The sequence below is a fragment of the Streptomyces aurantiacus genome (assembly GCF_027107535.1).
In the GTDB taxonomy this organism is placed as follows: domain Bacteria; phylum Actinomycetota; class Actinomycetes; order Streptomycetales; family Streptomycetaceae; genus Streptomyces.
Window position 1 is genome coordinate 2,799,427 of record NZ_CP114283.1, and the last position, 13,349, is coordinate 2,812,775.

At 71.1% G+C, this 13,349-nt stretch carries 13 protein-coding genes and 1 pseudogene; 9 read left to right on the forward strand and 5 right to left on the reverse strand.

All coding sequences use genetic code 11. The features are described from left to right. Window position 1: 1 nt before the first annotated feature. A pseudogene (locus tag O1Q96_RS14080) lies at window positions 2-588 on the reverse strand (pyridoxamine 5'-phosphate oxidase family protein). 172 nt (window positions 589-760) lie between these two features. Further along, the gene (locus tag O1Q96_RS14085) at window positions 761-1,621 is read right to left on the reverse strand and encodes a hypothetical protein (protein WP_269248496.1); all 861 of its coding nucleotides are present in this window, start codon (window positions 1,619-1,621) and stop codon (window positions 761-763) included. 188 nt (window positions 1,622-1,809) lie between these two features. Between O1Q96_RS14085 and O1Q96_RS14090 the strand changes: the two genes are divergently transcribed. From O1Q96_RS14090 to O1Q96_RS14110, 5 genes are all read left to right on the forward strand, one after another. Next, a complete protein-coding gene (locus O1Q96_RS14090; RefSeq protein ID WP_269248497.1) occupies window positions 1,810-3,003 on the forward strand; it encodes an argininosuccinate synthase in 1,194 nt (397 codons plus the stop codon). Between the two features lie 177 nt (window positions 3,004-3,180). Further along, on the forward strand, window positions 3,181-4,614 hold the full coding sequence (gene argH, locus O1Q96_RS14095) for an argininosuccinate lyase (protein WP_269248498.1): 1,434 nt from the start codon (window positions 3,181-3,183) through the stop codon (window positions 4,612-4,614). A 119-nt stretch (window positions 4,615-4,733) separates the two neighbouring features. Further along, window positions 4,734-5,705: an aldo/keto reductase gene (locus O1Q96_RS14100; protein ID WP_269248499.1), complete on the forward strand. Its 972-nt coding sequence runs from the start codon at window positions 4,734-4,736 to the stop codon at window positions 5,703-5,705. Window positions 5,706-5,824: 119 nt separating this feature from the next. After that, window positions 5,825-6,376, forward strand: coding sequence for a TetR/AcrR family transcriptional regulator (locus tag O1Q96_RS14105; protein ID WP_269248500.1), 552 nt, complete (start codon window positions 5,825-5,827; stop codon window positions 6,374-6,376). Further along, on the forward strand, window positions 6,373-7,917 hold the full coding sequence (locus tag O1Q96_RS14110) for an MFS transporter (protein WP_269248501.1): 1,545 nt from the start codon (window positions 6,373-6,375) through the stop codon (window positions 7,915-7,917). The genes O1Q96_RS14105 and O1Q96_RS14110 overlap by 4 nt, the downstream gene beginning before the upstream one ends. 85 nt (window positions 7,918-8,002) lie before the next feature. Here the strand turns inward: O1Q96_RS14110 and O1Q96_RS14115 are convergent, their stop codons facing one another. Next, window positions 8,003-8,626, reverse strand: a complete 624-nt coding sequence (locus O1Q96_RS14115; RefSeq protein ID WP_269248502.1) for a lysophospholipid acyltransferase family protein — start codon at window positions 8,624-8,626, stop codon at window positions 8,003-8,005. A gap of 531 nt (window positions 8,627-9,157) precedes the next feature. Here O1Q96_RS14115 and O1Q96_RS14120 point away from each other — a divergent pair. The 3 genes from O1Q96_RS14120 (at window position 9,158) to O1Q96_RS14130 (ending at window position 11,490) form a co-directional block, all read left to right on the forward strand. Next, window positions 9,158-10,327 carry a glycerophosphodiester phosphodiesterase gene (locus O1Q96_RS14120; RefSeq protein WP_269248503.1) on the forward strand — a complete coding sequence of 390 codons (1,170 nt, stop codon included), beginning with the start codon at window positions 9,158-9,160 and terminating at the stop codon, window positions 10,325-10,327. A 106-nt stretch (window positions 10,328-10,433) separates the two neighbouring features. Next, window positions 10,434-10,940, forward strand: coding sequence for an RNA polymerase sigma factor (locus tag O1Q96_RS14125; protein WP_269248504.1), 507 nt, complete (start codon window positions 10,434-10,436; stop codon window positions 10,938-10,940). Window positions 10,941-10,986: 46 nt separating this feature from the next. Continuing rightward, window positions 10,987-11,490, forward strand: a complete 504-nt coding sequence (locus O1Q96_RS14130) for a GNAT family N-acetyltransferase (RefSeq protein ID WP_269248505.1) — start codon at window positions 10,987-10,989, stop codon at window positions 11,488-11,490. A gap of 93 nt (window positions 11,491-11,583) precedes the next feature. Here O1Q96_RS14130 and O1Q96_RS14135 read toward each other — a convergent pair whose 3' ends face one another. Beyond that, window positions 11,584-12,003, reverse strand: a complete 420-nt coding sequence (locus O1Q96_RS14135; RefSeq protein WP_269248506.1) for a hypothetical protein — start codon at window positions 12,001-12,003, stop codon at window positions 11,584-11,586. Between the two features lies 1 nt (window position 12,004). Continuing rightward, window positions 12,005-12,364 carry a hypothetical protein gene (locus O1Q96_RS14140; protein WP_217452387.1) on the reverse strand — a complete coding sequence of 120 codons (360 nt, stop codon included), beginning with the start codon at window positions 12,362-12,364 and terminating at the stop codon, window positions 12,005-12,007. Window positions 12,365-12,433: 69 nt separating this feature from the next. Here O1Q96_RS14140 and O1Q96_RS14145 point away from each other — a divergent pair, with 69 nt between their 5' ends. Beyond that, window positions 12,434-13,081, forward strand: a complete 648-nt coding sequence (locus O1Q96_RS14145; RefSeq protein WP_269248507.1) for an HAD family hydrolase — start codon at window positions 12,434-12,436, stop codon at window positions 13,079-13,081. The last annotated feature ends 268 nt before the right edge of the window (window positions 13,082-13,349 follow it).

The following is a 13,349-nucleotide window of genomic DNA, read 5'->3' on the forward strand; positions in this document are numbered from 1 at the left end:
CTCAGACGCTACTGGGCGGCAGGGGGAGCGGCAGCCCGGGTAGGCCGTCCAGGCTCGTCCCCACGTGCTCCTTCTTCTGGAAGTACGCGTCCAGCGAGGCGTCGTCCTCCCGCCCGAAGCGCCTGGCGTGCAGGTCGCGGTCCTCGTCGTACGACATGGTGGGCACCGCGTATCCGCAGGTGTCGCGGACGAGTTCGGCCGTCACGACGATGATCGCCCGCAGTCCGTGCGGGGCCGGGTCGATGTCCGGGAAGCGCGAGAGGAGTCCGGGGAAGCGAGGGTCGTCGCGGAAGACCGGCTCGCCCCGGCCGTGCACGCGGACGATGGTGGGCGGGCCCTGGAGGCGCACCACATCAGCGTGATGCGGCCGTTCTCCCGCAGGTGGGCGATCGTCTCGGCGTTGCTGCCGGCGAAGTCCAGGTAGGCGACGGTGAGTTCGTCCAGCACCACGAACGAACCGGTGAGGCCCTTGGGGGAGAGGTTGACCGTGCCGTCGCCCGACAGGGGCGCGGTCGCGGTGAAGAAGAGGGGCTGCGCCTCGATGAACGTACGCAGGCGGCCGTCTATGCGGTGATACGTCTTTCCCATGCCGGTGATTATGGGCGAAAACTCGTTCGCCTGTCTAAGTAATTGAGCCGCCCGCCGCTGGGGCGGGGATCCTTGCCGGTGCCCGGAGATCCCCGGGGCCCGTGGGCCTGGTGGCCTACGGGCCCCGGAGCCGCCCCGGCCGGCGTGCGGGGCGCCCGTGGGGGGACGTCGGTTACTTGTTCAGCGTGCAGGGGGCGAGGGAGTCGAGGCCCTGGGGCTTGGCCGCGGTGCGGCCGATGGCGGTGGCGATCCGGTTGATGGTCGCGACGCGCTTGTCCTTGAGGGGGCCGACGATGGCGTTCTGGGCGAAGTTGGGGCCGCCCTGGCCGACGGTGTCGACGAGGCGCTTGTTGGCTTCGGCGATCTGGGTGTTGAGGAGGGCGAGGTTGCGGTCGACCTCGGCCTTCGCGGAGGCGGGGATCGCGGGCAGGCTCGGCGCGACGGCCGGGCAGCTCACCGTGCCGGCCGCGTTCGTGTTGCCGGCGTTGCCCGCATTGCCGCCGTTGCCCGCGTTCCCGTTGTTGCCGCCCGCCTGCTGGGTGGGGGCCGCGCTCGGCGCCGCGGCGCCGCCTCCGGCCGCCGCGCCCGCGTTCAGCGTGCAGGGGGCGAGGGAGTCGAGGCCCTGGGGCTTGGCCGCGGTGCGGCCGATGGCGGTGGCGATCCGGTTGATGGTCGCGACGCGCTTGTCCTTGAGGGGGCCGACGATGGCGTTCTGGGCGAAGTTGGGGCCGCCCTGGCCGACGGTGTCGACGAGGCGCTTGTTGGCTTCGGCGATCTGGGTGTTGAGGAGGGCGAGGTTGCGGTCGACCTCGGCCTTCGCGGAGGCGGGGATCGCGGGCAGGCTCGGCGCGACGGCCGGGCAGCTCACCGTGCCGGGCGACGCCTTCGTTCTGGCGGCCTGGCCGTTGTTGCTCTTGGACGTCTCCCCGGCGAGGGCGGAGCCTGCGATCACTGCTCCGGACAACGCCACCGCGGCAGCGCCGCCGATGATCGCCACGCGGCGCTTGTTGTACTTCGGAAGAGCCCTGGACATGGGGATGCCTCACTTGGGTCAGGAGTGGGTTTACAAACGCGGCGCCAGCGTTCGGAGTGATGTACGCGAAAGCGGTTTCCCGCGTTCAAGCGGATTTCGAAATACTTCTCCGCACCCTCCAGATTGACGAATCATACAGACCTCTGCATACTCATGCATGTCAGCCTGTGCACCGTGAGGAGAACCCCGTGACCGAGCGCGTCGTACTCGCCTACTCGGGCGGTCTGGACACCTCAGTCGCCATCGGCTGGATCGCCGAGGAGACGGGCGCCGAGGTCATCGCCGTGGCGGTCGACGTCGGCCAGGGCGGCGAGGACCTGGACGTCATCCGTGAGCGCGCGCTCGCCTGCGGCGCCGTCGAGGCCGAGGTCGCGGACGCCAAGGACGAGTTCGCCGACGAGTACTGCCTCCCGGCGATCAAGGCCAACGCCCTCTACATGGACCGCTATCCGCTGGTCTCCGCCCTGTCGCGGCCCACGATCGTCAAGCACCTCGTGACCGCCGCCCACAAGCACGGCGCGGGCGTCGTCGCCCACGGCTGCACCGGCAAGGGCAACGACCAGGTGCGGTTCGAGGCCGGCATCCAGGCGCTCGGCCCCGACCTGAAGTGCATCGCCCCGGTCCGCGACTACGCGATGACCCGCGACAAGGCGATCGCCTTCTGCGAGGAGAAGGGCCTGCCGATCGCCACCACCAGGAAGTCGCCGTACTCCATCGACCAGAACGTCTTCGGACGAGCCGTCGAGACCGGCTTCCTGGAGGACATCTGGAACGCGCCGACCGAGGACGTCTACGAGTACACGCGCGACCCGTCGCTGCCGCGCGAGCCCGACGAGGTGGTCATCACCTTCGAGCAGGGCGTCCCCGTCGCCGTCGACGGCAGGCCCGTCAGCGTCCTCCAGGCCGTCCAGCAGCTCAACGAACGCGCGGGCGCCCAGGGCATCGGCCGGATCGACATGGTCGAGGACCGCCTCGTGGGCATCAAGTCCCGGGAGGTGTACGAGGCCCCCGGCGCCCTCGCGCTGATCACGGCCCACCAGGAGCTGGAGAACGTCACCGTCGAGCGTGAACTCGCCCGCTACAAGCGGCAGGTCGAGCAGCGCTGGGGCGAACTGGTCTACGACGGCCTGTGGTTCTCCCCACTCAAGCGCGCTCTGGACGGTTTCATCGACGAGGCCAACCAGCACGTGTCCGGCGACATCCGCATGACCCTGCACGGCGGCCGCGCCGTCGTCACCGGCCGGCGGTCCGACGAGTCGCTCTACGACTTCAACCTCGCGACCTACGACTCGGGCGACACGTTCGACCAGTCCAGGGCGCAGGGGTTCATCGACATCTTCGCGCTGTCGTCGAAGATCGCCGCGAAGAGGGACTCGGCGTAGGCGCTCCGCCGGTGATCTGCACACGAAGCACGGGCCGGCGAGGACCGGTCGCGCGGTTTCCCGCGTCCCCGGGGGCACGCGCCCCTGAGGGCGGCCGTCCCGTACTAGCCTGACGAGGCCTCCTCGCCGCAGCGCGGGGTGGCGGTCGCACACCAACAGTTCTGAGGAGCACAGCAAGTGAGCAGCAACAGCGGTGACGTACGGCTCTGGGGCGGTCGTTTCGCCGACGGTCCCGCCGAGGCCCTGGCGAAGCTGTCCGCGTCCGTCCACTTCGACTGGCGGCTCGCGCCCTACGACATCGCCGGCTCGCGTGCCCACGCGCGCGTGCTGCACAAGGCACACCTCCTCGACGACGACGAGCTGGACCGCATGCTCGCGGGGCTCGACCGTCTGCAGGCCGACGTCGCGGACGGCTCCTTCGTCGGCACCGTCGCCGACGAGGACGTCCACACCGCCCTGGAGCGCGGTCTCCTGGAGCGGCTCGGCCCGGACCTCGGCGGCAAGCTGCGCGCGGGCCGCTCGCGCAACGACCAGGTGGCCACGCTCTTCCGGATGTACCTGCGCGACCACGCCCGCATCATCGGCGGCCTGATCGCCGACCTCCAGGACGCGCTGGTCGGCCTCGCGGAGGCGCACCCGGACGTGGCGATGCCCGGCCGTACGCACCTCCAGCACGCCCAGCCCGTGCTGTTCGCCCACCATGTGCTGGCCCACGCCCAGCCCCTCTCCCGGGACGCCGAGCGCCTGCGCCAGTGGGACGAGCGGACCGCCGTCTCGCCGTACGGCTCGGGCGCGCTCGCGGGCAGCAGCCTCGGTCTCGACCCGGAGGCGGTCGCCGCGGACCTCGGCTTCGAGCACGGCAGCGTCGGCAACTCCATCGACGGCACCGCCTCCCGCGACTTCGTCGCCGAGTTCGCCTTCATCACCGCGATGATCGGTGTGAACCTCTCCCGGATCGCCGAGGAGGTCATCATCTGGAACACGAAGGAGTTCTCCTTCGTCACCCTTCACGACGCCTTCTCCACGGGCTCGTCGATCATGCCGCAGAAGAAGAACCCGGACATCGCGGAGCTGGCGCGCGGCAAGAGCGGCCGGCTGATCGGCAACCTCACCGGCCTGATGGCGACGCTGAAGGCGCTGCCCCTCGCCTACAACCGTGACCTCCAGGAGGACAAGGAGCCGGTCTTCGACTCCTGCGACCAGCTGGAGGTCCTGCTCCCCGCCTTCACCGGGATGATGGCCACGCTGACGGTCAACCGTGAGCGCATGGAGGAGCTGGCCCCGGCCGGCTTCTCGCTCGCCACCGACATCGCGGAATGGCTGGTCAAGCAGAACGTGCCGTTCCGGGTCGCGCACGAGGTCGCGGGCGAGTGCGTCAAGGCCGCCGAGGCCGACGGCATCGAGCTCGACGGGCTCACGGACGAGCAGTTCGCGAAGATCTCCGCCCACCTGACGCCCGAGGTGCGGTCCGTCCTGAACGTGCCGGGCGCCCTCGCCTCCCGGGACGGCCGTGGCGGTACCGCCCCCAGCGCGGTGGCGATCCAACTGGCAGAGGTGAAGGCGGACGTGGCGGCCCAGCACGAGTGGGCCACGGCGAAGCAGAAGAAGTAACCGGTTCTCCACGAGACCCGCACCGGAGCCGTGCGGGAGCGGGGAGCCGGACGACAGAGGTCATCGCGGGTTACGTTGGTCCGGCGCCGTACAGGAGCCGACCGAAACCGGAGCCCGCGATGCCCTTCGCCCGACTGGCGACAGCAACGACCCCCACCTGCCACATCGGCCTCGGCCTTGCCGCGATCGGCCGCCCCGGCTACCTCAACCTCGGCCGCGACGAGGACCTGGGGGCGGACCGCACGGTCGAATCGCTGCGCGCCCGCACGCACGAACTCCTCGACGCCGCCTACGCCCAGGGCGTGCGCTACTTCGACGCCGCCCGCTCGTACGGCCGCTCGGAGGAGTTCCTCGCCGACTGGCTGAACGCGCGGCCCGGCATCACCGACGTCGTGGTCGGCAGCAAGTGGGGCTACACCTACACGGCCGGGTGGCGCACCGACGCCGAGGCGCACGAGATCAAGGACCACGGCCTCGCCACGTACCGGAGGCAGCGGGCCGAGAGCGCCGAACTGCTCGGCGAGCGGCTCGACCTCTACCAGATCCACTCGGTGACCCCCGACAGCCCGGCCCTCACCGACAAGGAACTGCACGCCGAGCTGGCCGAGGCCGCCGCGCGGGGGCTGACCGTCGGGTTCTCCACCAGCGGCCCCGCGCAGGCCGACGCCATCCGTACCGCGCTCGCGGTGACCGTCGACGGCGAGCCCCTCTTCCGTACCGTCCAGGCCACCTACAACGTCCTGGAGACCTCGGCGGGACCCGCGCTCGCCGAGGCGCACGACGCCGGGCTCACCGTGATCGTCAAGGAGGGCATGGCCAACGGCCGGCTGGCCGATCCGCACGCGCCGGCCGCCGTGCGCGCGGTCGCTCAGGAGGCGGGCCTCGGCTCCGACGCGGTCGCCCTCGCGCTCGTCCTGCGGCAGCCCTGGGCGGGCGTCGTCCTGTCCGGCGCGGCCACGGCTGTCCAGTTGGCCTCGAACCTGCACGCCGCCGTGGTCGACCTCGACGAGGAGCAGACCGCCGGGCTCGCGGCGCTCGCCGAGGAGCCGGTGGCGTACTGGGCGCGCCGCGGGCAGCTGCCCTGGCACTGACCGTCGGCCAGGATCTCCAGCCGGGCCTTCGCGGGGTCACCGCGAGGGCCCGGCTCTCGTGATGATCGCCTCACGTCCCGGTTGAGACACTCTTGTCTCATGTGGTCTATTGTTGTCTCATGGCTGTCGATCGTGAACACGTGCTGCGCAGCGCAGCCGCCCTGCTGACCCGGAGATCCACCGCGACCATGGACGAGGTCGCCAAGGCGGCCGGGATCAGCCGGGCCACGCTGCACCGCCAGTTCGCCGGACGCGACGTCCTCGTGCGGGCACTGGAGGACCTCGGCATCCAGGAGTGCGAGGCGGCGCTGGACGCGGCTCGGCTCGACGAGGACACCGCCCGGGAGGCCGTGCGCCGCATGGTCGGGGAGTTCGAGGGCTCCGCCGCGCTGATGGCCTTCCTCTACACCGAGAACCAGCTGTTCGAGGGCGAGGAGCAGAACGAGGGCTGGGCCCGTATCGACGCCCGGATCGCCGCGCTCTTCCGGCGCGGCCAGGAGAGCGGCGAGTTCCGTATCGACCTGACCCCGGCCTGGCTCACCGAAGCGCTCTACGGGCTCATCGCCTCGGGGGCCTGGGCGGTGACCGAGGGCCGGGTGGCGGCCAACGACTTCCAGTACATGATCGTCGAGCTGCTGCTCGGCGGCGCGGTAAGGAGAGAGGAAGCATGACCAGCACGGTGCGGCCGGCGTTCGCGACGGAGACGGAGAAGCGCCCGGGCCGTTGGCTCGCGCTCGCCGTCCTCGTCCTCGCCGTGCTGCTGGTGGCCGTCGACGCGACCGTCCTCGGTCTCGCGACCCCCTACATCAGCGAGGACCTGCAGCCCTCGGGCAACCAGCTCCTGTGGATCGGCGACGTCTACTCGTTCGTCATCGCGGGCCTGCTCGTGTCGATGGGCAGCCTCGGTGACCGCGTCGGGCGCAAGAAGCTGCTGCTCATCGGCTCGGTCGCGTTCGGCCTCGTGTCCGTGCTCAACGCCTACGCGACGACGCCCGAGCTCCTGATCGCCGCGCGGGCACTGCTCGGTGTCGCGGGCGCGACCCTGATGCCGGCCACCCTCGCGCTCATCCGCAACCTCTTCCACGACCCACGCGAACGCAGCCTCGCCATCGGCGTCTGGGGCGCCACCGCGTCGGCCGGCACGGCGGTCGGCCCGGTCGTCGGCGGCTTCCTGCTCGAACACTTCTGGTGGGGCTCCGTCTTCCTGATCAACCTCCCCGTGATGGCGGTCCTCGTCCTCGTCGGCGTGAAGCTGCTGCCCGAGTCCCGCAACCCCGAGCCCGGCCCCTGGGACCTCGTCAGCGTCGTGCTGTCCCTCGTGGGCATGGTCGGCATCGTGTACGGCATCAAGGAAGCCGCTTCGCACGGTCCGACCCTGACGGCGGGTGCGGCAGGGCTGCTCGGCGCGGCCGCGCTCCATGGCTTCGTGCGTCGCCAGCTCACGCTGCCCGTCCCGCTGCTGAACATGAGGTTGTTCCGCAACCGTGGCTTCTCCGGGGCGGTGCTCGCCGACCTGCTGACCATCCTCGGACTCTCCGGAGTGGTCTTCTTCCTCTCGCAGTACCTGCAACTCGTGCAGGGCAGGGGCCCCTTGGAGGCGGGGCTCGCCGAACTGCCCGCCGCGCTGGGCGCGGTGGCGGCGGGCCTGGTCGCCGGTACGTTCGCACGCCGGTACTCGGTACGTGCCGTCGCCGCGGGCGGCCTGGCCGCGATAGGACTCGCCCTGGGCGCACTGACCCTGATCGACCGGTCCACCGGGTATCCGCTCCTCGGCGCGGCCCTGCTGGTCGTCGGCGTCGGCGCCGGCTTCTCCTTCACCGTGACCGCCGACGTGATCCTCTCCAGCGTTCCCAAGGAACAGGCGGGCGCAGCGTCCGCGGTCTCCGAGACGGCGTACGAGCTGGGGGCGGCCCTCGGCATCGCCCTGCTCGGCTCGATCGTCACCGGTGTCTACGCCGGGTTCACGGCCCCCGCGGGCACACCGCCCGAGGTGGCCGCGGCGGCCCACGAGTCGCTCGGCGGAGCCGTGGAGGCATCGGCGGCCCTGCCGGACGCCGAGCCCCTCCTCGACGCCGCCCGCACGGCCTTCGTCGACGGCGTCGCCCTGGCGTCGGGCCTCGGTGCGGTGGTGCTGCTGGCCGCGTCGGTGGCGGCGTGGGTGCTCCTACGGGGCCAGAAACTGGAGAACGAGGGCGAGGGAAGCGCCCGTTAGGGGCGCGGGGAACTGCGCGACCAGCCACGACGAACCCGCACCGAACCACCGACCCCCACCCCGGGAGCCCGCCAAACCAGCGGAGCTACGCCGCTTCCTTGGCCTTCGTGGCGTACATGTCCACGTACTCCTGCCCCGACAGCCGCATGACCTCGGTCATCACCGAGTCCGTCACGGCGCGCAGCACGTAGCGGTCACGGCCCATGCCCTCGTACCGCGAGAACTCCATCGCCTCGCCGAAGCGGACGGTGACCCGTCCGGGGCGGGGGAAGCCGGCGCCGCTCGGCTGGATCTTGTCCGTGCCGATGATGGCGAACGGGACGACGGGCGCTCCGGTCATCAGGGCCAGCCGGGCGATGCCGGTGCGGCCGCGGTAGAGCCGGCCGTCGGGGGAGCGGGTGCCCTCCGGGTAAATGCTGAAGACCTTGCCCTCCTCCAGCACCCGGCGGCCGGTCATCAGCGCCGCGACACCGCCGCGGCCCCCGTCCCGGTCGACGGGGATCATGCCGCAGCCGGTGAAGAACCACGCCATCAGCCGGCCCTTGAGGCCCTTGCCGGTGACGTACTCGTCCTTGCCGATGAAGAAGACCTGACGGTCGCAGAACAGCGGCATGATCATCGAGTCGATGAACGTGAGGTGGTTGCCGGCGAGGATCACCGGGCCGGAGCCCGGGATGCGCTCCGCACCCTCCACCCGTGGGCGGAACATCAGGCGCATGATCGGTCCGAGCACTGCCTTGATGAGCGTGAAGCGGGACAACGGGCCCTCCGGGATCGGTATAAGTCTGTGCAGGTGAGGACGATACTCGCGGCCCCGGGGGTCTTGCACATCGGGTTCACCGAGTGGATACACAGTGTTGACCCTGTTTTACCTGCGGTGCCGCGCTGTAGCACGGCCGTCATCCGCACGAGACGGTGTGACCGATGTCGCGTCCGAACGGGGCCGACGGGTGGAGCCGATGGAGCGGGGTCGGTACGGTTCTGGTGGTCCGGCGTGCCGGTCAGCCGTCGGTACGGAGCCCGGTACGTCCACCGGCCGGGTACCCGCCTCCCGGGATCCAAGCCACGGTCCGCGAAACCGACCGACCGTCAGTTCACCCACCCCGCACCCCACCTCACGCACCCACGCGACATCCAGCGTCACCCGCGTGTTCCGTCCAAGGTCTCCCGTCCGTCACCCGGGCGCACCTACGATCAGTCCCGCTTTGACAGGTGCAGGGCAGTATGCGGAGGAGTGCTCATGGGGACGCAGGAGTCGAACGAGGGACTGAAGGGCAGCAGCGCGGGACGACGCGCGCTGCTCGGGGCCGCGGTGCTCGGCGCCGGCGGAGCGGTCCTCGGACTGCCGGCCACGGCGAGAGCCGACGAGAAGCACGGGAGCGGCGGCTACCGGAGCCTGCCGAAGCCGACGATCATCGGGCACCGCGGGGCCAGCGGCTACCGCCCGGAGCACACGCTCGGCTCGTACCAACTGGCCCTCGACATGGGCGCCCACGTCATCGAGGCGGGCGACCTCGTGCCGACCAAGGACGGCCACCTGGTGTGCCGTCACGAGCCGGAGATCGGCGGTACGACGGACGTGTCCGCGCACCCCGAGTTCGCGGACCGCAAGGTGACCAAGCTCCTCGACGGCGTCTCCACGACGGGCTGGTTCACCGAGGACTTCACGCTCGCCGAGCTGAAGACGCTCCGGGCGAAGGAGCGCATCCCGGCCAACCGCCCCCACAACACGCTCTACGACGGCCGCTGGGAGATCCCCACCTTCGAAGAGGTGCTGCGCTGGCGGGACGAGCAGAGCAGGAAGCGGGGCAGGCAGGTCTGGATCTACCCCGAGCTCAAGCACCCCACCTACTTCCGCAAGCTGGGCCTCGGCCTGGAGGAGCGGGTCGCCAAGGTGCTGCGCAGGCACGGCCTGGACAAGAAGAACTCGCCCGTCATCCTCCAGTCCTTCGAGCCCACCAGCATCCAGCGCCTGAACAAGCTGGTCGGCAACCCCCTGGTCGTGCTCCTGTCCGCCGCCGGCACCCGCCCCTGGGACTTCGTCGAGACGGGCGACCCGCGTACGGTCGCCGACCTCGTCAAGCCCGCGGGCCTGAAGTGGATCGCCTCGTACGCCCAGGGCATCGGCCCGACCCTCGACCTGGTCATCCCGAAGGACGCGGGCGGCAACCTCACCACCCCGACCACCCTGGTCCGGGACGCGCACGCCGAGGGCCTGGTCCTGCACCCGTACACGATGCGCAACGAGAACCCCTTCCTGCCCGCGAACTTCCGCAAGGGGACGGACGCCGACGGCTACGGAGACGCCTTCGGCGCCTTCAGGACGTACTTCGCGACCGGCATCGACGGGGTCTTCACCGACAACCCGGACACCGGGGTCCTCGCCCGCGAGGACTTCCTCGAGCGCTGAGACCGCCCGTGGGTCCCACGCGTCAACAGCGGAGCCGCCCGCCCCGGTTGGGGTGACAGTCGGCCGCCCCGGCAACCTCCACCGGGGCGGCCGCGTCGTGCCGCATATGACCCACGACATGGTTGCCACGCTGCGTCCCCTGCTCGCCGCCGAGGCCTCGGCGGAGGCATATGCCTCCGGAGCCGAGCCGGGCGACCTGGAACAGGCGGTCTGGGTGCGCCTCCTGGAGCGGCTCGGCACGGAGGGCCCGCCCGCCGACCCGGCCGCCTGGCTGCGGGGCGCCGTCCGCTCCGAGGCGCGGCGCACCCGGCGCACCGCGAACATCGAACGGCCGTACGCGTCCGAGCCCGCCGACGACACCCGGCCCGGGCCCGAGCAGCTCGCGCTCAGCGCCGCCAGGCGCCGCGCCCTGCACTCCGCCGTACGACGCCTGCCGGGCCGCTGCCCGCGGCTCATGGCCGCTCTGCTGTCCCCGAAGGACCTCACATACCGGGAGATCGCGGGGGAGTTGGGTATCTCACAGGGCAGTCTCGGTCCGGAACGTTCCAGATGCCTGGGATGTCTGCGCCGAATGCTTGCGTCGGAGGTTGCGGCGCGCGAACCACGGGGATAGGAGTGAGGGACAACCGGCGGAACAGGTGAGCGGGAGGCATGCACACATGGGCATGAGCGTGACCATCTCGGCGGCGACAGAGCAGGATGCCGAACAGATCCTCAAACTGCAGTTCCTCTGCTACCAGAGCGAGGCCGCGCTGTACGGCGACTACAGCATCGAGCCCCTCACCCAGCCGCTCGACTCCCTCAAGGCGGAGCTCGCGGACGGCACGGTCCTGGTGGCCCGGCTCGGCGACGAGGTGGTGGCCTCGGTGCGCGCGACGGTGGACACCGACGGTACCGCCAAGATCAACAAACTGATCGTCCACCCCCGCATGCAGCGGCACGGTCTGGGCGGGCGGCTTCTCGACGCCATCGAGGCGAAGGTCGCCGAGGGCTCGGGCGCGAAGAGCTTCCAGCTCTTCAGCGGCCACCGCAGCGAGCACAATCTGCGGCTGTACCGCAAGCACGGGTACGAGCCGGTGGCCACGCGGCGGGTGGACGAGCGGCTCAGCCTGGTGACGCTGGCCAAGGGCGCGACAGCCGGCGCGTTCGTCGCGAGCGCGTAGCGCTCCGCGGGATGGCGCGTGTGTCCGCGGGTGCGTTGTGGCTGGTCGCGCGGTTCCCCGCGCCCCTGAAGGGGCGCCCGGGACCCGGGCGCCCTACTGGGTCCGGCGTGCCTTGCGGAGCCAGAACAGCGCGGTCACCGGCAGGACGACCGGGATGAACAGGTACTCCATGCCGTAGTCGGACCAGACGGTGGAGTCCGCGAAGGCCGAGGGCTCCACCAGGGTCCAGGTGCCGACCGCCAGTACGCCGACGAGCTCGGCGGCGCAGCACACGAGCGCCGCCCTGCGGGCCGTCTCCCCGCCGCGGACGAGCGAGTACGTGATGAAGCCGTACACGACACCCGCCGCGGCGGACAGGGAGTAGGCGAGGGGCGCCCGGTCGAAGTCCGTCGCGATCTGGAAGACCGAGCGCGACACCGCGCCGACCACCATCACGCCGTACAGCCACACCAGCAGCGTGCCGGGGCCGCTGATCAGCTTCTGGGGCCTGCCGTTCTCCGGCGTCACCACCATCTCAGCCTCCCCAGATGTCGTGGAGCCGCACCTGGAGCACGGCCAGGACCACACCGCCGGCCGCGACCGTGATCGAACCCCAGCGGGTGCGCTCCGCCAGCGACATGAAGCCCGCCGCCGGAACGCACGCGAAGGCGCCGACGAGATAGGCCACGAAGATCGTCGTGCCCTGCTCCGGCTTCTCGCCGCGGGCCAGCTGGACGACGCCGACCACCAGCTGGACGAGAGCGAGCAGTGTCACCACGGCCATACCGATGAAGTGCCAGTCCTTGGTCGGCTGGTCCCGGTGGGCGGCCCAGCCGCACCAGGCGGCGAGCGCGAGCGCGGCGACGGCGGTCGCGACCGTCAGGGCAACAAGCATGCCGCGACCCTATTACGGGCCAAAAGGCCCGATGCCCTCGCCCCCGAGGTGCCCCGTAGGGTCGAGGACATGAAGATCCGAACCGAGGCCCTGCTGTTCGACAACGACGGAACGCTTGTCTCATCGCTGGAGTCCGTGCACCGGTGCTGGAGCAGGTGGGCCGAGGAGCACGGGATCACCGCCGAGGAGTTCGCCCGGGTCGAACTGCACGGCCGTCCGGCCGCCGAGATAGCCGCCGACCTGCTGCCCGCCGCCAGGGTCCCCGAGGCCGTCGTGCGCATCGAGCAGCTGGAGGTGGAGGACGTCGCGGGCGGCGTCCACCTGCTGCCCGGCACCCGGGCGCTCCTCGACTCCCTGCCGGCCGACCGCTGGGCCGTCGTGACCTCCGCCACGCGGCGTCTCGCCGAGGCCCGCCTCGGCGAGGTCGGCATCCGCCCCAAGAACCTGATCGCCGCCGACGACATCACGCGCGGCAAGCCCGACCCCGAGCCGTTCCTGCTCGCCGCCCGGCGGCTCGGCGTGGACCCGGCCCGCTGTGTCGTCTTCGAGGACGCACCCGCGGGTCTCCAGGCGGGCCGCGCGGCCGGAATGACCACCGTGGCATTGGCCACAACCCACCGGGCCGCCGAGCTGACCGCCGACGTCGTGGTCGACGACCTCTCGGCCGTGTCGGCACTGGTCACGGACGGGGGAGTGGAGATCTCCGTACGGGACTGAGCGGCGTCCACGGCTGTCCGTCATGCGGACAGCGGGTTCCCGTTCCCACGCATACGTCTGCTTTACTTTTCTCATGACCACGACGAGCAGCCGCATCCCTGCGACCGAGGCGACCATGACGCCCGGTGCTCGCTGTATGTGTCGAATGTGCGCCTTCTAGAGGGCCCCCGCACCACCCAGAGCCTCGCGCCCCGAAGCGAGACCGCTCACGTCTGCCCGTACGACCCTTTCGTACGCGACTGAGCCCGCCCCGCGCACGCAGTTCTGC

Coding starts and splice junctions, on each gene's coding strand:
- O1Q96_RS14085 (WP_269248496.1), bottom strand. CDS start 1,621: ATGTCCAGGGCTCTTCCGAAGTACAACAAGCGCCGCGTGGCGATCATC.
- O1Q96_RS14100 (WP_269248499.1), top strand. CDS start 4,734: ATGCCCTTCGCCCGACTGGCGACAGCAACGACCCCCACCTGCCACATC.
- O1Q96_RS14105 (WP_269248500.1), top strand. CDS start 5,825: ATGGCTGTCGATCGTGAACACGTGCTGCGCAGCGCAGCCGCCCTGCTG.
- O1Q96_RS14110 (WP_269248501.1), top strand. CDS start 6,373: ATGACCAGCACGGTGCGGCCGGCGTTCGCGACGGAGACGGAGAAGCGC.
- O1Q96_RS14115 (WP_269248502.1), bottom strand. CDS start 8,626: ATGTTCCGCCCACGGGTGGAGGGTGCGGAGCGCATCCCGGGCTCCGGC.
- O1Q96_RS14120 (WP_269248503.1), top strand. CDS start 9,158: ATGGGGACGCAGGAGTCGAACGAGGGACTGAAGGGCAGCAGCGCGGGA.
- O1Q96_RS14125 (WP_269248504.1), top strand. CDS start 10,434: ATGACCCACGACATGGTTGCCACGCTGCGTCCCCTGCTCGCCGCCGAG.
- O1Q96_RS14130 (WP_269248505.1), top strand. CDS start 10,987: ATGGGCATGAGCGTGACCATCTCGGCGGCGACAGAGCAGGATGCCGAA.
- O1Q96_RS14135 (WP_269248506.1), bottom strand. CDS start 12,003: ATGGTGGTGACGCCGGAGAACGGCAGGCCCCAGAAGCTGATCAGCGGC.
- O1Q96_RS14140 (WP_217452387.1), bottom strand. CDS start 12,364: ATGCTTGTTGCCCTGACGGTCGCGACCGCCGTCGCCGCGCTCGCGCTC.
- O1Q96_RS14145 (WP_269248507.1), top strand. CDS start 12,434: ATGAAGATCCGAACCGAGGCCCTGCTGTTCGACAACGACGGAACGCTT.